The following is a 23,005-nucleotide window of genomic DNA, read 5'->3' on the forward strand; positions in this document are numbered from 1 at the left end:
GCAGGTCGGCCAGGTCAGCGGGCCCGGAGTTCGCGCTTGAGGATCTTGCCGCTGGCGTTGCGCGGGAGTTCGGTGACGAACTCCACCTCGCGCGGGACCTTGTAGTTGGCCATCTCCCGGCGCGACCACGCGATCAGGTCGTCGGCGGTGAGGACCGCGCCGGGGCGGCGGACCGCGTAGGCCTTGCCGACCTCGCCGAGGCGGGCGTCCGGGATGCCGACCACCGCGATGTCGGCGATGTCCGGGTGGAGGCCGATGAGCTGTTCGATCTCGGCGGGGTAGGCGTTGAAGCCGCCGACGATGAACATGTCCTTGATCCGGTCGGTGATCCGCAGGTTCCCGGCGGCGTCGAGGACGCCGACGTCTCCGGTGCGCAGCCAGCCGTTGGGGGTGATGGCCTCGGCGGTCTCGGCCTCGGCTTCGAAGTAGCCCTGCATGACGTTGTATCCGCGTACCCACACCTCGCCGGCCCGGCCCGTGGGCAGGGCTTCCCCGTCGGGTCCGGCGATACGGAGCTCCGTGCCGGGGATGGCCCGGCCGGAGGTGGCCGCGATGACCTCCGCGGGGTCGCCGCGGCGGCACATGGTGACGACTCCGCTGGCCTCGGAGAGTCCGTAGGCGGTGAGCACGGTGGCGATGTGCAGTTCGCTGCGGAGCCGTTCGACGAGTTGGAGCGGGACGACGGCGGCGCCGGTGACGACCAGGCGCAGGGCGGAGAGGTCGTGGTGGTCGCGCTGGGGGTGGTCCAGGAGGGACTGGTGGAGGGTGGGCGGGCCGGGGAGTACGGAGATGCGCTCGGCGGCGACGTTGGCGAGGACGGTGTCCACGTTGAAGACGGGCTGGGGGATCATCGTGGCCCCGCGCATCAGGCAGGCGATGATGCCGGCCTTGTAGCCGAAGGTGTGGAAGAAGGGGTTCACGATCAGGTAGCGGTCGCCCTCGCGCAGGCCGGCGAGCTCGCTCCACACGTCGTAGCAGCGCAGGGACTGGGCGTGGGTGATCACGGCGCCCTTGGGGCTGCCGGTGGTGCCCGAGGTGAAGATGATGTCCGAGGGGGCGGTGGCGGGGACGGCCTCCGTGCGGGCGCGGACGGCCGCGGCCGGTACGGAGTCCCCGCCGGCCAGGAACTCCTTCCAGGTACTGAAGGAGTCCGGGGCGTCTTCGGACAGGACGACGACCTGCTCCAGGTGGGGCAGGCCGGGCAGCGGTCCGGCGCCGGGGCCTTCGGCGGCGGCGCGGCGCAGGGAGGCCACGTAGGAGGTGCCGAGGAAGGTGCCGGTGACGAAGAGGAGCCGGGCGCGGCTGCGTTGGAGGACGTATGCGGCCTCGGTGCCCTTGAAACGGGTGTTGAGGGGGACGAGCACGGCTCCCGCGGAGACCGCGCCGAGGGCGGAGACGATCCATTCGAGGGTGTTGGGCGCCCAGACGGCGACCCGGTCCCCCGGTTCGATGCCGGCGGCCATGCAGGCGGCGGCGGCCCGCTCGACGCGCTCGCCGAGCTGCGCGTAGTCGATGCGGACGCGGCCGTCGACCACGGCTTCGCGGGTGGCGTGGCGGACGGCGGCATCGCGCACGAGTGCGCCGATGCTGGTCCACGCCGGCTCGCCCCGGCCGTCCTCGCCGGTCTCGGCGCCGGTCTCGGCGCCGATCCCCACGCCCTCGGCCCCGTACCCGCGCCCGTGCTCGTACCCCTGCCCCTGCCGCTGCCCGTTCACGTCTTCGACCTCGACCTCGTCCATCGCCCGCCCCTCCCTGCAACACCAGTAGCTGACTATCCGTCAGATTAGCTGTAGCCTTCGCGGCTGTCAGTACTGGTGCACCCCGGAGGTGGCGATGGCGGCAACGCTCAAGGACGCTACGGCGATAGTCGGCATCGGGCAGACCGCCTTTGCCAAACATCTGCCGCAGTCCGAAAAGGAATTGGCCTGCCGGGCCATTCTGTCGGCGCTCGCCGACGCCGGCATCGAACCCTCCGAGGTCGATGCCTTCTCCTCCTACACGATGGAGGAGACCGACGAGGTCGAGGTCGCCAAAGCCATCGGCGCGGGCGACGTCACCTTCTTCTCCAAGATCGGCTACGGCGGCGGCGGTTCCTGCGCCACCGTCGGCCACCTCGCCTCGGCCGTCGCCACCGGCCAGGCGAACGTCGGCATCGCCTGGCGCTCGCGCAAACGCGGCTCCGGCCCCCGCCCGTGGAAGAACACGGCCGTCCAGCTCCCCACCCCCGGCCAATGGACGCGCCCCTTCGGGCTGCTCCGCCCCGCCGACGAGATCGGGATGCTGGCCCGCCGCTACATGCACGAGTACGGGGCCACCCGCGACCACCTCTTCAACGTCGCGATGGCCTGCCGCAACCGGGCCAACGAGAACCCGGCCGCCATGATGTACGAGCGCCCGCTGACCCGCGAGATGTACATGACCTCCCGCACGATCAGCGACCCGCTCTGCCTCTTCGACAACTGCCTGGAGACGGACGGCGCCCTGGCCTGCGTGATCGTGTCCGCCGAACGCGCCCGCGACTGCCGCCAGAAGCCCGTCTACGTCCACTCCGTCGCCCAGGGCCTGCCCGCCCAGCACCACGGCATGGTCAACTACTGGAACGACGACCCGCTGTCGGGCCCCGCCTGGACCGCCGCCCGACACCTGTGGAAGCAGGCCGACTTCGGCCCCGACGACGTGGACGTCGCCCAGATCTACGACGCCTTCACCCCCCTGATCCCGCTCTCCCTGGAGGGCTACGGCTTCTGCGGGCGCGGCGAGGGCGCCGCCTTCACCGAGGGCGGAGCCCTGGAAATGGGCGGCCGGCTGCCCATCAACACCGGCGGCGGCGGCCTCAGCGAGGCCTACGTCCACGGCTTCAACCTGATCAACGAGGGGGTCAAGCAGCTGCGCGGCATCTCCACCGCCCAGGTGCCCGACGCCTCGACCTGCCTGGTGACGGCGGGCGAAGGCGTCCCGACGTCCGCGATCCTGCTGCGCGCCTGAGGAGCTGCCGCCCATGACCACCACGACCCCGGCCACAACAACCCCGGCCACCACGCCCGCGGACGAACTCCTCGTCCCCGTCCCCGACGAGGACGGCGCCCCCTTCTGGGAGTACGCCGCCCAGGGCGAACTCCGCGTCCAGGCCTGCGCCGAGCCCGCCTGCGGCAAGCTCCGCTTCCCGCCCCGCCCCTGCTGCCCGCACTGCCAGTCCTTCGACTCCGAGTGGCGGCTCATGAGCGGCCGGGGCCGCATCTGGTCGTACGTGCGGCCGCACCCGCCACTGCTGCCCGCCTACGCCGCGCAGGCCCCGTACAACGTGATCCTCGTGGAACTCGCCGACGCCCCCCACATCCGGCTCGTCGGGAACCTCGTGGCCTCGGCCGACGCCCCGCTGGACTCCGTGGACGCGGCGCGGCTGCGCATCGGCGCCCGGGTCCAGGTGGTCTTCACCGAGACGGGCGGGGTGGCCGTCCCGCGTTGGATCCTGGAGAAGTCTTGACGGCCGCCGAGCGGGCCCCCGGCCTGCGGGTCGAGCGGGACAAGACCACCGGCGTGGCCGTCGTCACCCTGGACCGGGAGCGCAAGCACAACGCCATCGACCTGGAGACGGCCGCCGAACTGGCGGCGGTGTGGCGGGAGTTCCGCTTCGACGACGAGGTGCGGGCGATCGTGCTGACCGGCGCCGGGCGGGCCGCCTTCTGTACCGGCATCGACCGGGGCGTCTCGGTGCCGCAGCCGTCCTCGCCCTTCTCGATCGACGACCCCCTCGTCGCCATCGGCCCCAAGGCGAACGACCTGTGGAAGCCGGTGGTCGCCGCCGTCAACGGCATGGCCTGCGGCGGGGCGTTCTACCTGCTGGGCGAGTCGGAGTTCATCGTCTCCTCGGACTCCGCCACCTACTTCGACCCGCACACCAGTTACGGCATGGTCAGCGCCTACGAGGCCATCTACATGGCCCAGCGCATGCCCTTCGGCGAGGCCGCCCGGATGTCCCTGATGGGCACCGCGGAACGGCTCTCCGCGCGGCGGGCGTACGAGATCGGCCTGGTCTCCGAACTGGCCGAACCCGAAGCACTGCTCCCGGCGGCCCTGCGCTCCGCCGAGACCCTGGCCGGCTTCCCGACGGAAGCCGTGCAGGGCACCGTACGGTCCCTGTGGGCGGCGAAGCAGGCCGCGCTGCAACAGGCCCTGGCGCAGGCTCCCGGGCTGGTGGCGCTGGGGAACCTGAGCCCGCAGCGGCAGGCGGAGCTGTTCGCGGGCCGCCGCGGGACGGCGGCGGCGCAGCCGCGGGTGCGGTGAGGTCCGCGTAGCGCCGCGCGGGGGCGGGCCGCGCCTAGGTGATCGGGCCGAGCACGCAGTCCCGTACGTCGGTGGCGCGGGCCGGGTTCGTCATCAGGACCTTGACCTGCACGGTCTCGCCCTTCTTGAGGTTCGTCGGCGTGATGGTCTGCTCCACGCGGGTTCCCCCCGCGTTCTTGAAGGTCACCGATACGGAGACCAGCCGGTCCGTGGTCAGCAGTGAGGTGACCTCGACGACGGCGTACGGCTTGTCGGGTCCCGCGCAGCTGATGATCCGGCCCCGGGCGGGCGCCGCCGTCGGGGAGGGGGTGGCGGTCGGCGTCGGCGTCGTGGTGCTGCCGCCGCTGCTGCTGCCTCCACTGGTGCCGCTGGTGCTGTGGTGGTTCGTGTGCGTGGTGCGGGTCGACTTCGAGCTGGAACAGCCGCCCCCGCCACTGCTCTTGCCGTGGCTGCCGTGCGAAGACGAGAACCCGGTGAGCGCGAGCACCACTCCCGCCAATACCGCCGTGAACCGGACACGCCGTGCCGTGACCCGCATGGCCACTCCCTCCCCTTGAACAACTGCGGCACGCTATCAGGGCCACGTCAGGGGGCCGTACGCCCACCCTCGGCGCCGTAGCGGGCCAGGAACACCTCCACTCCCCCGGCCACGACGGCCCGCAGTTCCGCCTCCGCGGGCGCGCGGCCGGTGTCGAAGGTCTGCGCGAGCTGCGGCACCGACACGGTCAGGGCGACGAGCTGGCGCACGGCGAGCTCCGCGTCCGGCACGACGAGGCGCCCGGACGCGCACAGCCCACCCACGGCGGCCGCGAGCGGGGTGTCGATGGCCGCGCGACTGCGCTCGTACCAGAGCCGCCCCAGCTGCGGGAAGCGCTCGGCCTCGCCGATGACGAGGCGGCGCAGCGACATCAGCTCGGCGGAGACGAGCCGCCGCGCCCAGCGGTACTGCACCTCGACGAGGGCGGCCCGCAGGTCGGGGGCGGCGGCGAGGGTCGCGGGGCAGGTTTCCAGCTCGGCGTAGGCGGCGTCGAGGAACCCGCCGACGACCTCGAGGAAGAGCCGCTCCTTGCTGCCGAAGTGCTTGTACACGGTGGGCTTGGAGACGGCCGCGCGGGTGGCGATGGCGTCCACGGAGGCGGCGCTGTAGCCGCCGGCGAGGAACTCGGCGTAGGCGGCGTCGGCGATGGCGCGCCGCTTGGGCGGGAGGGGGGCCGGGGCCGGGATGGGGGCCGGGGCCGGGATGGGGGCCTGGATGGGCATGCGGACCACCCTAGCCCCGAACTAAACCAAACGGTGTAGTTGCGAGAACTGAACTACACGGTTTAGTGTGATGCCTGTCGGAAGCCGCACCGGGCGGCGGCCGGCACCACGTCCCGAGGGGGGACCCCATGTCTGTGGAAACGTCCGTCGAAACGCCTGTCGACACCACGGCCTTCAAGATCCTGGCCATCTCCGGCAGCCTGCGCGCCGACTCGCACAACACCCGCCTGCTGCACGCCGCCCGCAAGCACCAGCCCGGCGGACTCGACATCGAGATCTACGGGGGCCTGCGCGACATCCCCCCGTACGACCAGGACCTCGACAACCCGCAGGACCGCCCGGCCGCCGTCACCGAACTGCGCCGGCGCATCACCGAGTCCGACGGCCTCCTGATCGCCACCCCGGAGTTCAACTACTCCATCCCCGGCACCCTCAAGAACGCCATCGACTGGGTCAGCACCGACTGGACCAAGCAGGAGGGCCTGCCGCTGCACCGCAAGCCCGTCGCGATCCTGGGCGCGGCACCCACCAACTTCGGCACCGTGCGGGCGCAGTTGGCGCTGCGCCAGGTGTTCGTGTGGACGGACAGCGACGTGGTCGTCAAGCCCGAGGTGCAGGTGTTCCGCTCCTACGAGCGCTTCGACGAGAACGGCAACCTGACCGACGAGACCACCATCGGCCTGGTGCGCGACCTGCTGAGCGCCCTGAAGGCGAAGGCGGCGGCCGCCGCCGCGGGCGCGCGATGAACTCCGGAGCGGACACCGCCCCGTCGGCTACGGGGGGGGCGGCGGCGGACGTGTCCGTGACGGCGATCGCCCGCCTCCAGGCCCGCCCGGGCCTGGAGGCGGCGGTCCGCGCCCAGGCCCTGGCCCTGGTCGCCCCGACCCGCGCCGAACCGGGCAACGTCTCCTACCGGCCGTACGAGGACCCGGCGGCGCCGGGCGCCTGGCTGATCCTGGAGGAATGGGCGGACGCGGAGTCCTGGCAGGCCCACCTCGCCTCCCCCCACCTCGAGCAGGCCCTGTCCCGCACGGCATCCCTGCTGGCCGAGCCGCCGGTGGTGCGGGTGTTCCCGGGCTAGGGATCCTTGCGCAACACGGCCCGCGGGTCGTGGATCTCGGATCGCGGGTCCCGGGAGCCCGGCGTAGCGTCGATCGGGATCGGATCCGCAGATCCGCGGATCCCCACGCCGGAGGGCCGGGAATGATCCGCAACGCACTCGGTTCGCTGATGGGTCTGGTCGGGGCGACGGCCGCCGTCTGGAGCCCCTTCCGCGCTTGGTACGACGGCCGGCAGGGACGCGACTACCGCGTCCAGGAGCTCTTCACCTCCACCGGGATCACCGACACCAAGGCCGACCTGCTGGGCTCGCTCCTGCTGCCGTTCATCTTCGCCGCACTGCTCACCCTCGGCGCGATCCTGCTGCGCTCACGGCTCCTGATGGCCCTCTCGGGGGTCGTCGTCCTCGGCTTCGCGGTGCTCTGGATGGTCCGCCAGGCCCAGGAGGCGGGCAGCCTCTCGGTCGGCGACGACGGCTTCGGCCTCGGCGACGGCCTCGCCAGCGCCTTCGGCGCGGGCGCCCTCCTGCTCCTGGCGGCCGTGGTCATGAGCGGCCGCCCCCGCCGGCGCGGCAGGCGCGGCCGTACGTCCGCCCCGGAGCCGGAGCCGACGCCGGAACCGCACATCACCCAGGAGCCCGAGCCCTGGCCGCCGGCCCCGCCCAGGGACCACTCGTAGCCCGCTCGGCTCAGTAGCCCGCTCGGCTCAGTACTCGCCGTCGAGTGAGGCGGCGGAGGCCGCGCGGTACCCCGGTCATCTCCAGCAGGCGGCCGGCCACGAAGAGTCCCCGGCATGACGGCGGCCCCGACCCCCGGAGAGGGGGCGGGGCCGGCCAGCCGTTGGGCGGGGTGGGGATCAGGCCTCGACGACGCCGGAAGCGGCGATCTCGATCTTGGCCTTGGTGGCGCCGGACTGGCTGCCGAGGGACTCGATCTTCTGGACCAGCTCCGCGCCTTCGACGACCTCGCCGAAGACGACGTGCTTGCCGTCGAGCCAGGAGGTGACGACGGTGGTGATGAAGAACTGCGAGCCGTTGGTGTTGCGGCCGGCGTTCGCCATCGACAGCAGGAACGGGCGGTCGTGCTTCAGCTGGAAGTTCTCGTCGGCGAACTTCTCGCCGTAGATGCTCTTGCCACCGGTGCCGTTGTGGTTGGTGAAGTCACCGCCCTGCAGCATGAACTGCGGGATGACGCGGTGGAAGCCGGAGCCCGCGTAGCCGAAGCCGTTCTGGCCGGTGGCCAGCTCGCGGAAGTTCTGGGCGGTCTTCGGGACGACCTCGTCGAAGAGGTTGAAGACGATGCGGCCAGCGGCCTCGCCGTTGATGTTGATGTCGAAGTAAACGTTGCTCATGGGGTCCATCCTGTCACTCCCGGTGCGCTGCGCGACCCGGCGGGGCCGTTGACGCGGCCCCGCCGCAGCTCAGCCGCCCGTACGGGTGCCCGTGCCCTTGGCGGCGTCGAGGGCGTAGACGCAGCGGTCCTTGCTGCACGCGTAGACCACGCCCGCCTCCGCCACCGGGGCTCCGGTGATCTCCCCGCCGGTGGCCAGCTTCCAGCGGAGCTGGCCGCCCGCCGCGTCCAGGGTGTACAGGCAGTGGTCGGCGGAACCGAAGTGGACCCGGCCGTCGGCGACCGCCGGGGCGCCGGTGATCTCGCCGCCCGCCGCGAACCGCCACTTCGGAGTGCCGGTGACCGCGTCGAGCGTGTACAGGGCGCTGCCCGCGCCCAGGTGGACGTTGCCCGCGGCGACCAGGACCGGGTCGGCCGACTGGCGGGGCTCCGTGGCGATGCGCCAGCGGTCGGTGCCGGTGGCCGCGTCCAGGGCGTAGACGGTGCCCAGGTAGTCGGCGAGGTAGACCCCGCCGCCCGTGACGGCCGCGCCCGGGGCGAAGGCCGGGGGCGCCAGGAAGACGGCGGGGGCCTCGAAGTGCCAGCGGACCCGGCCCGAGGCCCGGTCGATGGACAGGACGCGGGTGCCGGCGCTGACGTAGACGTTGCCGTCGGGCGCCGGGGCGACCCGTACGGGCACGTTCCCGCAGGATCCGGAGTCACCGATCGGGTAGGACCAGGATTCGCGGCCGGAGCGGGCGTCCAGGGCGCGCAGCCGGGCGTCCTGCCACACGTAGACCGTGCCGTCGTGGAGGACGGGGGCCGCCTCGGTGGTCTCGAAGTCGCTCTGGGCGCCCGTGAGCTCCCACAGCTGCTGCCCGCTGGAGGCCTCCCAGGCCTGTACGCCGCCGCCGCGCGTCGCGGTGACCACGGTGCCCCGGTCGGCGCGCAGCGCGTACACCCAGGCGTCGGTGGACAGCCGCCACCGCTCGGAGCCGTCGACGGCGTCCAGGGCGTAGAGGGAGGGGCCGTCGGAGGCGTGGATGCGGCCGTCGGCGACGGCCATGGACCAGGCGACGTCACGGGTCTTGAACTGGCGGCGACCGCTGGCCACGTCCAGGGCGTGGACCTCGAAGGAGGTGACGTAGAGCAGCTCGCCGGCGACGGTCGGGGTGCCCCAGACCTCGTTGGACATGCGGAACCGCCAGGGCCGCCAGCGGCCGCTGTCCGGGGCCGGTCCGGGACCGGGCACGGAGGCGGAACCGGAACCGGAAGGGGACCCGCCCGACGACAGCGCCGGTGACAGGGGCGCCACGGGCGCCGGGCCGGCCACCGAGCCGCCGCCCGGCGGGCGGATCCAGCCGGTCGCCGAGTCCGCGGCGGCGGCGTGGGCGGCGGGCGCGGAGACGGAGGCGTGGGGGCCGGGGCCGATGGGCACCGGGGAGCCGCCCAGGCGCACGGAATCGCCGGAGGAGGGGATCGGGGGGCGCTCGGGCCGCTGCGGGACGGCCTGGCCGGTCCGCGGGTCCGTCCAGAGGTCGGCCGCGACGCGCTCCCGGCGGTGCGTGACGGGCCCGGCGGCAGGGCCCGGGGCGGGCGCGAAGACGGGGGGCTGGGGCCGGGCGGGGCCGGGCAGCACCGGCGCGGAGGAGGCCGCGGACGCTGCGGCCGCCGAGGCCGCTGCCGCCGCCGCTGCGGCCGCGGCGTTGCGGTGGCCCGCCCGGCGGGCCTCGATCATCGCGACGGCCCGCGGGGGCAGCCAGGCGGAGGCGGTGCCGCTCTCGTCGCCGCCCTCGAAGAGGTGCGGGGCCAGCTGCGCCTGGAGGTCGGCCGGGGTGGGCCGCAGGGTGGCGTCCATCTGCATGCAGGACTCGATGAGCGGGCGCAGCTCCTCGGGCAGCCCCTCCAGGTTGGGGCCCTCGCGCAGCAGCATGAACACCGTCTCCACCGGGTTCGCCCCGTGGTACGGCGGGTGCCCGGTGGCGGCGAAGACCAGCGTCGAGCCGAGCGAGAAGACGTCGCTGGCGCCCTTGACGCTGCGCGAGTCCTTGGCCTGCTCGGGCGACATGTAGGCGGGGGTGCCGACGGCGACGTTCGTCATGGTCAGGCGGGTGTTGGAGACCCCGCTGGCGATGCCGAAGTCGATCACGCGCGGGCCGTCCTCGACGACGAGCACGTTGGACGGCTTCAGGTCGCGGTGGACCAGGCCGGCTCCGTGGATGGACTGGAGCGCCTCGGCGATGCCGGCGGCGAGCCACCGTACGGCCTGGGCGGGCATGGGCCCGCACTCGTGGACGATCTCCTCCAGCGAGGGCGCCGGTACGTACGCGGTCGCCAGCCACGGCACCGCCGCGCGCGGGTCGGCGTCGACCACGGCCGCGGTGTAGAAGCCGGAGACGGCTCGGGCGGCCTCCACCTCGCGGGTGAAGCGCACGCGGAACAGCTGGTCCTCGGCGAGCTCGGTGCGCACCGTCTTGATCGCGACCCGCCGTCCGGACGCCGACCGGGCGAGATAGACCAGCCCCATGCCGCCGGCGCCGAGCCGTCCCAGCACCTCGAAGGGGCCGATCCGTCTCGGGTCGTGCTGCGTCAGCTGCTCCACCACTCGCCTCCACACCCATCCCCGTACGGGCTCCCTCGCGGGCCCGCTTCCTGCCAGCACGCGGCGGTCGGCCCGTGCAGCGTCTCGCCACGGGCGCCGCCCGCGGTCGCGCAACCCCGATTCTGTCAGGCCCGAGCCCGCTCCGGCCCCGGGCACGGGCGCGGGTTCGCGCACGGGGTGCGGTACGGGGCACGGTACGGGGCTGCGCGGGCCGCCCCCGCGACCTCAAGGGACGGTCTACGCCCCCGGTCGGGTCCGCGGCTCCGACAGCAGGCCGAAGACCGCCCCCTGGTTGTCCGCGACGACCGCGATCCGCCCGTACGGGGTGTCGAAGGGGTCCGCGGTGACCCGGCCGCCGAGGCGCTGGGCCATGGCGACGGACTGGTCGCAGTCGGGGACGGCGAAGTAGGCGAGGAAGTGCGCGGGCATGATGGCGGGGAAGGCGTCGGTGATGAGGCTGCGGCCCAGCACGGCGCCGGCCGGGCCGGGGGCGCTGCCGGGCGGGGACCAGAGGCGGTACTCGGACTCGCCGGAGTCGTCCTGGTCCTGGGGGACGTAGCCGAAGACCTTGGCGTAGAACACGTCGACGGCGTCGCGGGCGCGGGTGTAGACCTCGGTCCAGCAGTACGTGTAGGGCTCCTGCTGTGCTTCGAAGCCGTGGTGGGTGCCGGGCTGCCACAGCCCGAAGACGGCCCCGCCGGGGTCCGCGGCCAGCGCGGCGGTCCCGTAGGGTCCGACCGGCATCGGGTCCATCACCATCTGGCCGCCGGCGGCGCGGATGCGCTGCGCGCAGGCGTAGGCGTCGGTCGTGTAGAGGTAGACCCCCCAGACGGTCGGCATCCGGCCGTCGGGCTTGGGCGCGAGGGCGGCGACGTTGCGGCCGCGGCTGTAGGCCTGGGTGTAGTGGCCGTACTCGGCTCCCGCGCCGTCGGCGAAGGTCCACCCGAAGAGCTCACCGTAGAAGCGCTTGCCCGCCTCGACGTCCGGCAGGGAGGCATCGACCCAGCAGGGTGCGCCTTCCGCGAATGCGGCCATGGGCCCGGTTCCTTCCGTTGTGCGAGGGTGTGTGCCCTCCGCCGTACTCGCCCAGCCATGTCCTCCGGATCATGATGTGCCCGAAAACTTGTCCACAGCCTGTTGATAAGACTATTCGGGGGATAGGGCCTGAAGTCGGACGCCGCGCCCGAGGGGCCCGACCGGCCGAAATCCACTGCGCGGCCGGGGTCGGATGGACGTACGCCCAGGCCAGGAGCCCCGTAACCCCATTTGCAGGCGGCCGAATCGCGCGCCGATCACCCCTCGGTAAGCTGACGGCATGACAGGACAAGTACGTACCGTCGACGGCCGCGTTGCCGGCCGGCGCGGTCAGGCGACGAGGCAGAAGCTGCTCGACTGCCTCAGCGAGATGCTCAGCTCCTCGCCGTACCGCGACGTCAAAGTGATCGACGTCGCCCGCAAGGCCGGTACCTCACCCGCGACCTTCTACCAGTACTTCCCGGACGTCGAGGGCGCCGTCCTGGAGATCGCCGAGCGCATGGCCAACGAGGGTGCGCAGCTCACCTCGTTGGTCGAGGGCCGGGCGTGGGTCGGCAAGGCGGGCTGGGCGGCGGCCGAGGAACTCGTCGAGGGATTCCTGGACTTCTGGCGGCGCAACGACGCGATCCTGAGGGTCGTCGACCTGGGCGCGGCCGAGGGCGACAAGCGGTTCTACAAGATCCGCATGAAGATCCTCAACTCCGTCACCAACTCCCTCACGGAGTCGATGAAGGAGCTCCAGGCCAAGGGCAAGGTCGACAAGGACGTCAGCCCGGCCGCGATGGCCGGATCCCTGGTGGCCATGCTGGCCGCGGTCGCCTCGCACCAGAAGGGCTTCCAGACCTGGGGCGTCAAGCAGGCCGAGCTGAAGCCGAACCTGGCGCTCCTGGTCCACCTCGGCATCACGGGCAAGAAGCCGACAAAGTAACGGCGGACCCTGACCACAGGGCCCGCCGTCTTCACCTCTTCACCTCTTCACGGCTTCACGGCTTCACGGCTTCAACGCTTCACGGCTTCAACGCGCCACCGCTTCACGGCTTCACCGCTTCACCGCTTCGACACCGCCTCGTGCCCAACGAGCCCGCGGCTCCACCGGTCTTCCGCCGCGATCAGCGACGCTCCAGGCGGAACAACCGGATCTCGCGCTCGATGCGCGCCTGGTACGTCGCGTACGGCGGCCAGAACTTCAGCGCCGCCCGCCATGCCGCCTCGCGTTCCTCACCCGCCAGCAGGCGGGCGCGTACGGCAATGTCCTGCCCCTTCCAGCTCACGTCCGCGTCCGGATTCTTGAGCAGGTTCCCGGTCCATGCCGGGTGTCCGGGGCGCCCGAAGTTGGAGCCGATGAGCAGCCAGCTCACGCCGTCCTGCTCGGGCATGCAGGCGAGCGGGGTCACGCGCGGCTCGCCCGTCTTGGCTCCCTTGGCGGTGAGGATCACGCCGGGGAGCATCTGGGCGCTGAGGATGACCTTGCCGCGGGTCAGCTTGTGCACCGCCTTGTCCATGGCGGGGATGAAGTGCGGTGCGATCTTGGCGAACAGCATGGTCGAGGAGACCTTCTGCATCAGCTTGACGCCGACACCGGGTGTCGCAGCCATCAGACGGCCACCTTCTTCTCTTCGTCGCGCGGGGCGTTGCGCGGAGTGTGGCCCAGGGCGTTGCTCGGGGCGGGGGCGAACAGTCCGGCGGCTTCCGCGGCGTGGGCGCGCAGCCGGTGGACGGGGCCGAAGAGCAGTTCGTCGGCGGCCGCCCGCTTGAAGTAGAGGTGGGCGTCGTGCTCCCAGGTGAAGCCGATGCCGCCGTGCAGCTGGATCGCCTCGCCCGCGGTGGTCCGCAGCGCCTCCAGGGCCTGCGCGAGGGCGAGCGTGCCCTGTGCGGGGTCCCAGGCGGCGTAGTAGGCGGCGGACCTGGCCGCCTGGACCTGTACGTAGAGGTCGGCGAGGCGGTGTTTGACCGCCTGGAACGAGCCGATGGCCCGGCCGAACTGCTCGCGCTGCTGTACGTAGTCCACGGTGCGGGCCAGCGCCTGCCCGGCCGCGCCGACCGCCTCCGCGGCCAGCACGGTGGCGGCGCCGCGCCCGGCGGCGGCGAGCGCGTCGAGCACGGCGCCGCTGCCGTCGCCGATTTGGCTGCCGATTTCGCTGCCCTCACCCTCGCCCAGCAACTCGGCTTCGACCTCCCTCAGCTGGATCCGCCCCTGCGGGCGGGTCTCGTCGAGGGTGGTCTGGCGCGACCGTACGAGCCCGGGCGCGTCCTCGCGCACGAGGAACAGCAGGGTGCGGCTGCGGGCGAACCCTCCCGCGTGCGCGGCGACCAGCAGCAGCGAGGCGCTGTGCCCGTCGAGCACCTGTGCGACCTCCCCGTACAGCCGCCAGCCGCCGTCCACCGCGCGGGCCTGCACCCCGCCGGCGCGGCCGCCGCCGGCCCACTCGCCCCGGGCGTTGTCGCCCGTGAGCGCGAGGGCGGTGGCCAGCGCCGGGCCGGGCACGGCGAGGGTGGCGGTGAGCCCCCCGGCCGCGAGCGGCGGCAGCAGGGCGGAGCGCTGGGCGGCGGTGCCCAGGGCCGTGACCAGCGGCGCGGCGAGCACGGCGGTGGCCAGCAGTGGCGAGGGCAGCAGCACCCGCCCGGTCTCCTCGCAGGCCAGGGCCAGGTCGGCGGGGGTGCAGCCGACTCCCCCGTACTCCTCGGCCACGGCGATCCCGGGCAGTCCGAGCTGCCGGGCGAGCTGCTGCCACAGCTCGCGGTCGTGTCCGGCGGCGGTGCGGACGGCGGCCTTGACCTCGTCCGGGCCACAGCGCTTGCCCAGGATCTCGCGCAGGGTGCGGCGCATCTCGTCCTGCTCCGCGGTGAAGGCGGCATCCATCGTCGGGCTCCTCCCCGTATCTGACGGGCCGTCATGTTAGGTGCCGCCGGACCAGATGGACAGGGGGCGGGGCGATCCGGGTCGGGCCGGGGTCGGCACCCTCTAGCATCTGACGGTTCGTCAGTTGTACCGTCGACCCATGCCTGGACCTCTCTCCGCCACCGCCGCCGCAGCCGCGTCCGCGACCCCGTCCGCCACCGCCCCCGGCCGCCGCCGGGTCGCCGTCGTCGGGGTCGCCCTCTCGGACTGCGGCCGGGTCGACGGCCCCACCCCGTACGCACTGCACGCGCAGGCCGCCCGCCGCGCCCTCGCCGACTCCGGCCTCGACCGCTCGGTGATCGACGGCGTCGCCTCGGCCGGGCTCGGCATCCTCGCCCCCGTCGAGGTCTCCGAGTACCTCGGCCTGCGCCCCACCTGGGTCGACTCCACCTCGGTCGGCGGCTCCACCTGGGAGGTCATGGCCGCCCACGCCGCCGACGCCATCGCGGCCGGGCACGCCAACGCGGTCCTGCTCGTCTACGGATCCACCGCGCGCGCCGACATCAAGGCCCGCCGCCGGACCTCGAACCTCTCCTTCGGCGCACGGGGACCGCTCCAGTTCGAGGTCCCGTACGGGCACACGCTGGTCTCCAAGTACGCGATGGCCGCGCGCCGCCACATGCACGAGTACGGCACCACGCTGGAGCAGCTCGCCGAAGTGGCCGTCCAGGCACGGGCGAACGCCGCCACCAACCCGGACGCGATGTTCCGCGACCCCATCACGGTCGACGACGTCCTGTCCTCCGGCATGATCGCGGACCCCTTCACCAAGCTGAACTGCTGCATCCGCTCGGACGGGGGCTGCGCGGTGCTGCTCGCCGCGGAGGACTACGTACCCGACACGGCCAAGGAGCCGGTCTGGATCCTGGGCTCGGGCACCTCCGTCTCCCACACCACCATGTCGGAGTGGGAGGACTTCACGGTCTCCCCGGCGGCGGTCTCCGGCCGCCAGGCCTTCGCCCGCGCCGGCCTCACCCCGGCCGACGTGGACCTGGCCGAGATCTACGACGCCTTCACCTACATGACCCTGGTGACCCTGGAGGACCTGGGCTTCTGCGCCAAGGGCGAGGGCGGCGCCTTCGTCGAGAAGGGCCGCCTCCTGCGCGACGGCGAACTCCCCGTCAACACCGACGGCGGCGGCCTGTCCGCCTGCCACCCGGGCATGCGCGGCCTGTTCCTCCTGGTCGAAGCCGTACGCCAGCTCCGCGGCGAGGCGGGCGAAGGCCAGGTCCGCAAACGCGACGGCGCCCTGCCCCGCGTCGCCGTCGCCTCGGGCACGGGCGGCTGGTTCTGCTCCTCGGGCACGGTCGTCCTGGGCCGGGACTGAGCGCCCGGACCCGCTGCGCGATGATCGGGTGCCGCTCCGAACGGGGCGCGTCCGAGGGGTCGTTGTGGGGGGGTTCGGTGGGGAGTTCGGTGAGGGGTTCGGCGGAAGGTTCAGCGGGCCGGAGGAAGAAGGCCCTCCTGGCCGGTCTCGGAGTGCTCGCGCTCGCGGCCACCGCGGCCCACGCCCTGTCGGGCACGCGCTCCGTAGAGCCGGGCCCCTTCGCCAGTGATGCCCATTGCGGCCGGGTCCTGGCCGAGCTCCCCGATGAACTGCTGGGGAAGGACCGCGACCCGGTGGAGGGGACCGGCGCCGCGAGCTGGGGCGGCGGCGCCGTCGTGCTGCGCTGCGGTGTCCAACCCCTCGCCCCCACGACCGACACCTGCTTGAACGTCAACGGCACGGACTGGGTCCTCGACGAGGAGCGGGCCAAGCACGGCGGCCCGCGGGTCCTCACCACCTACGGCCGCGCCCCCGCGGTGGAGATCGCCTTCGCACAGGACGACCTCCTGGCCGGGGACGCCCTGGTCGTCGTCGACAAAGCCGTACGGGACATCCCCCAGCAGTCCAGGTGCATCGGGCTGAGCGACACCTGAGCGATACCCGAGCGGTATCCGAGGGACGCTCCAGACCTTCAGTACTGCCAGCTAGTACTGCCAGCGCGGCTGCGTGCCGTCCAGGCGGCAGTAGATCATCCGGCGGTTCGCGGCGTGCGTGGACTTCCCGAGGTCGGCCTTGCGGCAGAACTGGCCCGCGTTGTAGCAGTTCCCGGCGTTGGAGACGATCTCGCAGGTCCCGCTCGCGGGCTCTTCCGGAGCCTTGGTGGTGGCCGGGGCCGACGGCTTCGGGGTGGTCCGGGTCGGGGCGGAGGACGGCTTCGGATCGGCGGGCTTCGGCGTCGGAGCCGGCGCTGCGGTCGGGGGCGAGGTCTGGGTCGGGGTCGGGCTTGCCGAGGCGCTCGGGGTCGGCGACGGGCTCGGCGGCAAGGGCGTGGGCGAACTCGCCGGGGCGGAGGTCGATGCGGGGAAGGTCGACGGGACCGGCGGAGAAGCGCTCCCCGCCACGGGCCCGCAGGCCACCGTGACACCGGCAACCGCCAGGGCCACCACGACTCTTCGTATGACGCCGATGTTCTTCATTACGTCTCTCCCCACCCTCGAAATCCCCACAGAAACCACACGGGGACCACACAGCATAGGAACGAAGCGCGCGGTTGGTGTTCGATTGGCCCATGACGAGCACATGGGGCGATGACGCGACTTCCAGCCCCTCCGACGAGTTCCACACCACGCTGCACTCGCTGCGCGTCTGGGACGGTCCGCTGCCCTCCTTCGACACGGCCACCGCGCCGGAGGAACCGCTGGCGCTCTTCCGGGAGTGGTTCACGCACGCCGCGAAGGCGGGCCAGCCCGAGCCGCACACGATGAGCCTGGCCACGGTCGACGCCGACGGGCGGCCCGACGTCCGCACGCTGATGCTCCACGAGGCCGACGAGCGCGGCTGGCACTTCGCCTCGCACTCCACCAGCGCCAAGGGCCGGCAGCTCGCCACGCAGCCGGAGGCCGCGCTGGGCTTCTACTGGCCGGCCGTGGCCCGTCAGGTCCGCATCCGGGGCCGGGTCACCGCCTGCGATGCGGTGGAGAGCCGCGCCGACCTCGCCGTCCGCTCGCGCGGGGCGCTGGCGTCCGCGCTGACGGGGCGGCAGAGCGAGGTGCTGTCCTCCCCGGAGGAGCTGGCCCGCGTCTCGGCGGCGGCCTGGGAGCGGGCGGGCGCGGAGCCGGACGCCCCGGCCCCGACCTGGACCCGGTACGTGCTGTCCCCCACCGGGATCGAGTTCTTCCAGGGCGACGCGACCCGCCGCCACACCCGACTGCACTACGTCCGCACCCCCGGATCCCCTTGGACCCGCCACCTGCTCTGGCCGTAGCGGGCGCCAGGGGGCCGGGGTCCGATGTCCAGGGTGCGCTGTGCTTCTAGGATCTGGGGCATGGCAGCGCGACTTGTACAGATCAGCATGAAGGCCCGGGACGACTCCGCGCTCGGCCGGTTCTGGGCGGAGGCACTCGGCTGGGGTGTCGACAGCGAGGCACCGGGCGTGACCAACCTCGAACCCGTGGGCTTCGCCTATCCCGACCCCGTGGCCGTCTGCATCGACATCGTCGCCGACCCGGAACCCAAGACGGTCAAGAACCGGGTGCACCTCGATCTGGCCACCACCTCGGCCGCCCACCAGGCGGAGTTGGTCGCGCGGCTGAAGGATCTCGGCGCGACGTTCGCCGACGTGGGTCAGGGCGAGGTCCCCTGGACGGTCATGGCCGACCCGGAGGGCAACGAGTTCTGCGTCCTGGAGCCCCGCCCGGTCTACCGGGACACCGGGCCGGTCGCCGCGGTGGTGGTCGACTGCGCCGACCCGCGCGCGTTGGCCCGGTTCTGGGGCGGGGCGATGGACTGGACGACGTACGAGGTCACCGACGACCAGGCGACGATGCGCTCCGCGCAGGGCGTGGGCCCCTACCTGGAGTTCCTGCGCACCCCCGGCGCCAAGAGCGTGTGGAACCGCGTCCACCTCGATCTCCGCCCCTACCCCGGTGACGACCCGGGAGCGGAGGGGGCCCGGCTGCGCGCCCTGGGCGCCACCGACCCCGGCATCGACCAGTCCGCGCTCTCCTGGACGGTCATGGCCGATCCGGAAGGCAACGAGTTCTGCCTTCTCAGCCCCCTCTGACCCCGAAGACCGCCACCCAGACCCCCTCCGCCGCCTCGCGGAAGGTCACCTCGAGGTCCATGCCCACCCGCAGGTCCGCGCCCTGCGCGCCCACGACCTCGGTCATCATCCGGGGGCCCTCCGCGAGGTCCACCACCGCGGCCACGTACGGGGTCCGCTCCCCGAAGGGGGGCAGGTCGTTGCGGTGGACCACCGACCAGGTGTAGAGCGTGGCCCGGCCGCTCGCCGTCTCCCAGGTCACCCGGTCCTCACCCGCCCAGCAGGCCGGGCAGAACTCCCGCGGGTAGTGGTGCGCCTTCCCGCACTCCCCGCAGCGCCGCAGCAGCAGCCGCCCCTGGGCGGCCGCGTCCCAGTAGGGCCGGGTGAAATCGTCGATCTCCGGCAGGTCGAACCGCGCAGCAGCCGTACCGGCACCTGTACTCACCACGACAAACCACCACTCCTCGGAGACACATCCAGCTGACGCATCGTCAGTTCACCCGATCCCGCCCCATCCCACAAGGCCCAACCCCTTCCCCCACCTCCCCCCGTGATCGATCCGCAATCGATTCCCTCCTCGTCCGAGACCCACCGCCCGCCCACGGCGATACGCTCACACCTCATGCCCGGAGTCCCCACAGCACCCGACATGTCCACCCAGCCCCGCCCGGTCTACGTGATCGGCGCCGGCCCCGGCGGCCTCGCCGTCGCCGCCGCGCTGCGCGCCCGCGGGGTCCGCGTGGTGATCGTGGAGAAGTCCGAGTCGGTCGGCGCCTCCTGGCGGCGGCACTACGACCGGCTGCACCTGCACACCACTCGGCGCCTCTCCGCCCTGCCCGGCCTGGCGATGCCGCGCCGGTTCGGACGCTGGGTCGCGCGCGAGAACGTCGTGCGGTACCTGGAGAAGTACGCCGAGTTCCACGACCTGGAGCTCGTCACCGGCGTCGAGGTGACCCGCATCGAGCCCGCCGACCCCGCTACGAACGGCGCCGACGGCGGCGACGGGGCCGACGGCTCCCCGCAGGCCGGCTGGACCCTGCACGCCACCGGCGGCCGCGTCATGACCGCCGGGGCCGTCGTGGTGGCCACCGGCTTCAACCACACGCCCGTGATCCCGGACTGGCCCGGCCGCGACGCGTACGTGGACACGTACGGGGGCGTGCTCGCGCACGCCGCCGACTACCGCAACCCAGCCCCCTACGCCGGCCGCGACGTCCTCGTCGTCGGCGTCGGCAACACCGGCGCCGAGATAGCCGTCGACCTCGCCGACGGCGGCGCCGCCCGGGTCCGGCTCGCCGTGCGCACGGCCCCGCACATCCTGCGCCGCTCCACCGCGGGCTGGCCGGCCCAGCGCACCGGGATCCTCGTGCGCAGGCTTCCCGTCGGGCTCGTCGACCGGCTCGGTGCGATCGTCGGCAAGGCCTCGGTCCCGGACCTGTCCGCGTACGGGCTCCCGCGCCCCACCGCCGGCCTGTACAGCAGGGTCAAGCAGGGCTCGATCCCGGTCCAGGACGTCGGCCTGATCGACGCGGTCCGCGCCGGGCGGGTGGAGCCCGTGGCCGCCGTCGAGTCCTTCGACGGCGCCGAGGTGGTCCTCGCGGACGGCTCGCGGATCACCCCGGACGTGGTGATCGCCGCCACCGGCTACCGCCGCGCCCTGGAGGGCCTGGTCGGCGACCTCGACGTACTGGACGAGCGCGGCCGCCCCCGCACCCACGGCGCCCGGACCGCCCCCCACGCCCCGGGTCTCTACTTCACCGGCTTCACCAACCCCATCAGCGGCATGTTCCGCGAACTGGCCCTGGACGCCCGGAAGATCGCCAAGGCAGTGGCCCGCACCCTCGGCGACTGAACCGCCGACCCCGGCGGCCGCGACCGGTTCGCGCGCCCGGAGAGCGAGCAGGCGGCCCTGCCGGGGCGGACGGGCGGCCTTGCCGGGCCGGGTGGGCGGCCCTTCGCGGCGCGGAGCCCGCACGGCATCCCGTACGGCGCCCCGCACCGGACCCCGCACGGCACCTCGCACCGGACCCCGCGCCGCCGCCCGACCTCGGCCGAATACTGGTCTGGACCGGGCCCCGGGGTATCTGAGACCGTTCCACACACCACCTCCACCACCTTTCCTGCGCATCCCTGTTCCTGACGGCGCGTCAGTTCAGTAATCTGACTACGCGTCAGTTATTGGGACCCTTCGAGATTCGTCGAGATTCATCGAGGTTCATCGAGCAGGAGGCGGGCGGAACGATGCTTGGATCTACTCACGGCACCCTCACCACCGACTTCCGCGCACGTGTCGAGGCCTGCGGGGAGAGTCCCAGGACGGCCGTCCACTCCACGACGGCCCCCTCCGCCGAGGACACGGTCGCGCTGGACGTCAGCGGTCGGCCCCTGCACGCCGACGCCCCCGACCTGGACCGGTTCTTCCGGCCCGAGTCCGTGGCCGTCATCGGGGCCTCGGACGCCGAAGGGCGGCCGAACACCGGGATCACCCGGCAGCTCATCGCCTGGGCGGAGCGCGTCGGAGCCCGGCTCCACCCCGTCCACCCCACCCGCGCCGCCGTCTTCGGGCTGCCGTGCGTGGCCTCCGTGGCCGACCTGCCCGAGCAGGTGGACCTCGCCGTCCTGCTCATCGCCGACCCGCTGCCCGTCATCGAGCAACTGGCCGAGGCCAAGGTGAAGTTCGCCGTCGCCTTCGCCTCCGGCTTCGCCGAGACCGGCGACGAGGGCGCCGCCGCCCAGGCCCGCCTCGGCGCGGCCGTCCGGCGCTCGGGGCTGCGCCTGCTCGGCCCCAACACCAACCTCAACGCCTTCGAGGAGTTCCGCGAGGACCTCGACGGCCCGGCCATCGCCCTGATCACCCAGTCCGGCCACCAGGGCCGGCCCGTCTACACCCTCCAGGAGCTGGGCATCCGGCTCTCCCACTGGGCCCCGACGGGCAACGAGGCCGACCTCGAGACCTCCGACTTCATCTCCTACTTCGCCGAGCAGCCCGAGGTCGGGGCCATCGCCTGCTACGTGGAGGGGCTCAAGGACGGCCGCCAGTTCCTGCTCGCCGCCGACCGGGCCGCGCGCAACGGCGTCCCCGTCGTCGCCGTCAAGGTCGGCCGCACCGAGACCGGCGCCCGGATGGCCGCCTCCCACACCGGGAAACTGACCGGCGCCGACACCGTCGTCGACGCCGCCATGCGCCAGTTCGGCGTCATCCGGGTGGACGGGCTCGACGAGCTCCAGGACACCGCCGCCCTCCTCGCCCGGGCCCGCAAACCGCTGGCCGACGGGGTCGTCGTCTACTCCATCTCCGGCGGCACCGGCGCCCACTTCTCCGACCTGGCGACGGAGGCGGGCCTCACCCTGCCCACCCTTTCCCAGGCCAAGCAGGACGAGCTGCACCAGTGGATCCCGGAGTACCTGGGCGTCTCCAACCCCATCGACAACGGCGGCCACCCCGTCGGCGACTGGCGCGGCCGCAAGATCATCGACGCGATCCTCGCCGACCCCTCCGTAGGCGTCCTGATCTGCCCGATCACCGGCCCCTTCCCGCCCATGAGCGACAAGCTCGCGCAGGACCTGGTGGACGCTGCCGAACAGAGCGACAAGCTGATCTGCGTGATCTGGGGCTCCCCGGTCGGCACCGAGGAGGCCTACCGCACCACGCTCCTCGGCTCCTCCCGCGTCGCGACCTTCCGCACCTTCGGCAACTGCATCACCGCCGTCCGCGCCTACCTCGGCCACCACCGCTTCACCGCCGCCTACCGCTCCCCCTTCGACGAGGCCCCGCGCACCCTGTCCCCGTCCTTCCGCAAGGCCCAGGCGCTCATGCGCCCCGGCCAGCAGCTCAGCGAGCACTCGGCGAAGCAGCTCCTGCGGGCCTACGGGATACGGGTGCCCCGGGAGCAGTTGGTGACCAGCGCGGCAGCCGCCGTACGGGCGGCCGGGCTGGTGGGCTACCCGGTGGTCATGAAGGCCTCGGGCCCGCAGCTCGCGCACAAGACGGAGCTGGGCCTGGTCAAGATCGGCCTGACCTCGGCGAGCCAGATCCGCGACGCCTACCGGGAGCTGACCGACATCGCCCGCTACGAGAACGTCCCGCTCGACGGGATCCTCGTCTGCCAGATGGTGGAGAAGGGCGTCGAAATGGTCGTCGGGGTCACCCAGGACGACCTCTTCGGGCCGACGGTGACGGTCGGGCTGGGCGGCGTCCTCGTGGAGGTGCTCCACGACGCGGCGGTCCGGGTCCCGCCGTTCGGCGAGGACCAGGCGCGGGCGATGCTGATGGAACTGCGCGGGCATCCGCTGCTGGAGGGCGTACGGGGCGCACCCCCGGCCGACGTCGACGCGCTGGTGGAGGTCATCCTCCGGGTCCAGCGGATGGCCATGGAACTGGGCGACGAGCTCTCCGAGTTGGACATCAACCCCTTGATGGTCCTCCCGAGGGGGCAGGGCGCGGTCGCCCTGGACGCGCTGGCCATCTGCCGCTGACCCCGCCGGGCGGGGCCCCGCTGCGCGGAGCCTT

23 protein-coding genes are annotated in these 23,005 nt (G+C 73.0%); 13 read left to right on the plus strand and 10 right to left on the minus strand.

The annotated features are described in order from the left end of the window. Nucleotides 1–14: 14 nt before the first annotated feature. Nucleotides 15–1,739, minus strand: a complete 1,725-nt coding sequence (locus OG490_RS16165; RefSeq protein WP_330297000.1) for a FadD3 family acyl-CoA ligase — start codon at nt 1,737–1,739, stop codon at nt 15–17. A gap of 94 nt (nt 1,740–1,833) precedes the next feature. Here OG490_RS16165 and OG490_RS16170 point away from each other — a divergent pair, with 94 nt between their 5' ends. The 3 genes from OG490_RS16170 to OG490_RS16180 are packed head-to-tail and all read left to right on the plus strand — an operon-like array spanning nt 1,834 to nt 4,284. Next, complete coding sequence (locus OG490_RS16170; protein ID WP_330297001.1) at nt 1,834–2,985, plus strand: lipid-transfer protein; 1,152 nt, start codon at nt 1,834–1,836, stop codon at nt 2,983–2,985. A 13-nt stretch (nt 2,986–2,998) separates the two neighbouring features. Beyond that, entirely contained in the window at nt 2,999–3,484 is a 486-nt protein-coding gene (locus OG490_RS16175; RefSeq protein ID WP_330297002.1) for a Zn-ribbon domain-containing OB-fold protein, read from the plus strand. Next, nucleotides 3,481–4,284 carry an enoyl-CoA hydratase/isomerase family protein gene (locus tag OG490_RS16180; RefSeq protein WP_330297003.1) on the plus strand — a complete coding sequence of 268 codons (804 nt, stop codon included), beginning with the start codon at nt 3,481–3,483 and terminating at the stop codon, nt 4,282–4,284. Before OG490_RS16175 ends, OG490_RS16180 begins: the two co-directional genes overlap by 4 nt. 34 nt (nt 4,285–4,318) lie before the next feature. On the opposite strand, the gene OG490_RS16185 is transcribed toward OG490_RS16180, so the two are convergent. Further along, entirely contained in the window at nt 4,319–4,822 is a 504-nt protein-coding gene (locus tag OG490_RS16185) for a hypothetical protein (protein ID WP_330297004.1), read from the minus strand. A gap of 47 nt (nt 4,823–4,869) precedes the next feature. Continuing rightward, on the minus strand, nt 4,870–5,544 hold the full coding sequence (locus OG490_RS16190; protein WP_330297005.1) for a TetR/AcrR family transcriptional regulator: 675 nt from the start codon (nt 5,542–5,544) through the stop codon (nt 4,870–4,872). A gap of 128 nt (nt 5,545–5,672) precedes the next feature. Here OG490_RS16190 and OG490_RS16195 point away from each other — a divergent pair, with 128 nt between their 5' ends. The 3 genes from OG490_RS16195 to OG490_RS16205 all read left to right on the plus strand — a co-directional run bounded on the left by OG490_RS16195 (nt 5,673) and on the right by OG490_RS16205 (nt 7,281). Further along, entirely contained in the window at nt 5,673–6,290 is a 618-nt protein-coding gene (locus tag OG490_RS16195) for an NADPH-dependent FMN reductase (RefSeq protein ID WP_330297006.1), read from the plus strand. A gap of 56 nt (nt 6,291–6,346) precedes the next feature. Beyond that, nucleotides 6,347–6,625, plus strand: coding sequence for a putative quinol monooxygenase (locus OG490_RS16200; protein ID WP_330297007.1), 279 nt, complete (start codon nt 6,347–6,349; stop codon nt 6,623–6,625). A gap of 122 nt (nt 6,626–6,747) precedes the next feature. Continuing rightward, nucleotides 6,748–7,281, plus strand: a complete 534-nt coding sequence (locus OG490_RS16205) for a hypothetical protein (RefSeq protein WP_330297008.1) — start codon at nt 6,748–6,750, stop codon at nt 7,279–7,281. Nucleotides 7,282–7,458: 177 nt separating this feature from the next. On the opposite strand, the gene OG490_RS16210 is transcribed toward OG490_RS16205, so the two are convergent. The 3 genes from OG490_RS16210 to OG490_RS16220 all read right to left on the minus strand — a co-directional run bounded on the left by OG490_RS16210 (nt 7,459) and on the right by OG490_RS16220 (nt 11,568). Next, nucleotides 7,459–7,953 carry a peptidylprolyl isomerase gene (locus OG490_RS16210; RefSeq protein ID WP_330297009.1) on the minus strand — a complete coding sequence of 165 codons (495 nt, stop codon included), beginning with the start codon at nt 7,951–7,953 and terminating at the stop codon, nt 7,459–7,461. 69 nt (nt 7,954–8,022) lie between these two features. Continuing rightward, the gene (locus OG490_RS16215; RefSeq protein ID WP_443065823.1) at nt 8,023–10,533 is read right to left on the minus strand and encodes a serine/threonine-protein kinase; all 2,511 of its coding nucleotides are present in this window, start codon (nt 10,531–10,533) and stop codon (nt 8,023–8,025) included. A gap of 237 nt (nt 10,534–10,770) precedes the next feature. After that, on the minus strand, nt 10,771–11,568 hold the full coding sequence (locus OG490_RS16220; RefSeq protein WP_330297011.1) for a VOC family protein: 798 nt from the start codon (nt 11,566–11,568) through the stop codon (nt 10,771–10,773). 280 nt (nt 11,569–11,848) lie between these two features. On the opposite strand from OG490_RS16220, the gene OG490_RS16225 reads away from it, so the two are divergent. Then, on the plus strand, nt 11,849–12,496 hold the full coding sequence (locus OG490_RS16225) for a TetR family transcriptional regulator (protein WP_214947757.1): 648 nt from the start codon (nt 11,849–11,851) through the stop codon (nt 12,494–12,496). Between the two features lie 181 nt (nt 12,497–12,677). Here OG490_RS16225 and OG490_RS16230 read toward each other — a convergent pair whose 3' ends face one another. After that, complete coding sequence (locus OG490_RS16230; protein WP_330297012.1) at nt 12,678–13,163, minus strand: nitroreductase family deazaflavin-dependent oxidoreductase; 486 nt, start codon at nt 13,161–13,163, stop codon at nt 12,678–12,680. Further along, the gene (locus OG490_RS16235; protein ID WP_330297013.1) at nt 13,163–14,428 is read right to left on the minus strand and encodes an acyl-CoA dehydrogenase family protein; all 1,266 of its coding nucleotides are present in this window, start codon (nt 14,426–14,428) and stop codon (nt 13,163–13,165) included. Before OG490_RS16235 ends, OG490_RS16230 begins: the two co-directional genes overlap by 1 nt. Before the next feature lie 139 nt (nt 14,429–14,567). Here OG490_RS16235 and OG490_RS16240 point away from each other — a divergent pair, with 139 nt between their 5' ends. Together OG490_RS16240 and OG490_RS16245 are read left to right on the plus strand one after the other, a co-directional pair. Further along, nucleotides 14,568–15,794 carry an acetyl-CoA acetyltransferase gene (locus OG490_RS16240; RefSeq protein ID WP_330297014.1) on the plus strand — a complete coding sequence of 409 codons (1,227 nt, stop codon included), beginning with the start codon at nt 14,568–14,570 and terminating at the stop codon, nt 15,792–15,794. Nucleotides 15,795–15,883: 89 nt separating this feature from the next. Next, nucleotides 15,884–16,387, plus strand: coding sequence for a DUF3515 family protein (locus OG490_RS16245; RefSeq protein WP_330297015.1), 504 nt, complete (start codon nt 15,884–15,886; stop codon nt 16,385–16,387). A gap of 51 nt (nt 16,388–16,438) precedes the next feature. Here the strand turns inward: OG490_RS16245 and OG490_RS16250 are convergent, their stop codons facing one another. Then, a complete protein-coding gene (locus OG490_RS16250) occupies nt 16,439–16,930 on the minus strand; it encodes a hypothetical protein (RefSeq protein ID WP_330297016.1) in 492 nt (163 codons plus the stop codon). Between the two features lie 92 nt (nt 16,931–17,022). Between OG490_RS16250 and OG490_RS16255 the strand changes: the two genes are divergently transcribed. Then, on the plus strand, nt 17,023–17,718 hold the full coding sequence (locus tag OG490_RS16255; RefSeq protein WP_330297017.1) for a pyridoxine/pyridoxamine 5'-phosphate oxidase: 696 nt from the start codon (nt 17,023–17,025) through the stop codon (nt 17,716–17,718). Between the two features lie 60 nt (nt 17,719–17,778). Continuing rightward, the gene (locus tag OG490_RS16260; RefSeq protein WP_330297018.1) at nt 17,779–18,516 is read left to right on the plus strand and encodes a VOC family protein; all 738 of its coding nucleotides are present in this window, start codon (nt 17,779–17,781) and stop codon (nt 18,514–18,516) included. On the opposite strand, the gene OG490_RS16265 is transcribed toward OG490_RS16260, so the two are convergent. Continuing rightward, on the minus strand, nt 18,503–18,940 hold the full coding sequence (locus OG490_RS16265) for a Zn-ribbon domain-containing OB-fold protein (protein WP_330300945.1): 438 nt from the start codon (nt 18,938–18,940) through the stop codon (nt 18,503–18,505). The two genes, OG490_RS16260 and OG490_RS16265, sit on opposite strands and share 14 nt — an antisense overlap. Nucleotides 18,941–19,144: 204 nt before the next feature. Here OG490_RS16265 and OG490_RS16270 point away from each other — a divergent pair, with 204 nt between their 5' ends. Together OG490_RS16270 and OG490_RS16275 are read left to right on the plus strand one after the other, a co-directional pair. Then, complete coding sequence (locus tag OG490_RS16270) at nt 19,145–20,347, plus strand: flavin-containing monooxygenase (RefSeq protein WP_330297019.1); 1,203 nt, start codon at nt 19,145–19,147, stop codon at nt 20,345–20,347. A gap of 389 nt (nt 20,348–20,736) precedes the next feature. Then, complete coding sequence (locus OG490_RS16275) at nt 20,737–22,971, plus strand: acetate--CoA ligase family protein (RefSeq protein ID WP_330297020.1); 2,235 nt, start codon at nt 20,737–20,739, stop codon at nt 22,969–22,971. Nucleotides 22,972–23,005 lie beyond the last annotated feature (34 nt).

It is taken from the genome of Streptomyces sp. NBC_00503 (assembly GCF_036346895.1).
Taxonomy (GTDB): Bacteria; Actinomycetota; Actinomycetes; order Streptomycetales; family Streptomycetaceae; genus Streptomyces.

Coding starts and splice junctions, on each gene's coding strand:
- OG490_RS16165 (WP_330297000.1), bottom strand. CDS start 1,739: ATGGACGAGGTCGAGGTCGAAGACGTGAACGGGCAGCGGCAGGGGCAG.
- OG490_RS16170 (WP_330297001.1), top strand. CDS start 1,834: ATGGCGGCAACGCTCAAGGACGCTACGGCGATAGTCGGCATCGGGCAG.
- OG490_RS16175 (WP_330297002.1), top strand. CDS start 2,999: ATGACCACCACGACCCCGGCCACAACAACCCCGGCCACCACGCCCGCG.
- OG490_RS16185 (WP_330297004.1), bottom strand. CDS start 4,822: ATGCGGGTCACGGCACGGCGTGTCCGGTTCACGGCGGTATTGGCGGGA.
- OG490_RS16190 (WP_330297005.1), bottom strand. CDS start 5,544: ATGCCCATCCAGGCCCCCATCCCGGCCCCGGCCCCCATCCCGGCCCCG.
- OG490_RS16195 (WP_330297006.1), top strand. CDS start 5,673: ATGTCTGTGGAAACGTCCGTCGAAACGCCTGTCGACACCACGGCCTTC.
- OG490_RS16205 (WP_330297008.1), top strand. CDS start 6,748: ATGATCCGCAACGCACTCGGTTCGCTGATGGGTCTGGTCGGGGCGACG.
- OG490_RS16210 (WP_330297009.1), bottom strand. CDS start 7,953: ATGAGCAACGTTTACTTCGACATCAACATCAACGGCGAGGCCGCTGGC.
- OG490_RS16220 (WP_330297011.1), bottom strand. CDS start 11,568: ATGGCCGCATTCGCGGAAGGCGCACCCTGCTGGGTCGATGCCTCCCTG.
- OG490_RS16225 (WP_214947757.1), top strand. CDS start 11,849: ATGACAGGACAAGTACGTACCGTCGACGGCCGCGTTGCCGGCCGGCGC.
- OG490_RS16230 (WP_330297012.1), bottom strand. CDS start 13,163: ATGGCTGCGACACCCGGTGTCGGCGTCAAGCTGATGCAGAAGGTCTCC.
- OG490_RS16235 (WP_330297013.1), bottom strand. CDS start 14,428: ATGGATGCCGCCTTCACCGCGGAGCAGGACGAGATGCGCCGCACCCTG.
- OG490_RS16240 (WP_330297014.1), top strand. CDS start 14,568: ATGCCTGGACCTCTCTCCGCCACCGCCGCCGCAGCCGCGTCCGCGACC.
- OG490_RS16250 (WP_330297016.1), bottom strand. CDS start 16,930: ATGAAGAACATCGGCGTCATACGAAGAGTCGTGGTGGCCCTGGCGGTT.
- OG490_RS16255 (WP_330297017.1), top strand. CDS start 17,023: ATGACGAGCACATGGGGCGATGACGCGACTTCCAGCCCCTCCGACGAG.
- OG490_RS16260 (WP_330297018.1), top strand. CDS start 17,779: ATGGCAGCGCGACTTGTACAGATCAGCATGAAGGCCCGGGACGACTCC.
- OG490_RS16270 (WP_330297019.1), top strand. CDS start 19,145: ATGTCCACCCAGCCCCGCCCGGTCTACGTGATCGGCGCCGGCCCCGGC.
- OG490_RS16275 (WP_330297020.1), top strand. CDS start 20,737: ATGCTTGGATCTACTCACGGCACCCTCACCACCGACTTCCGCGCACGT.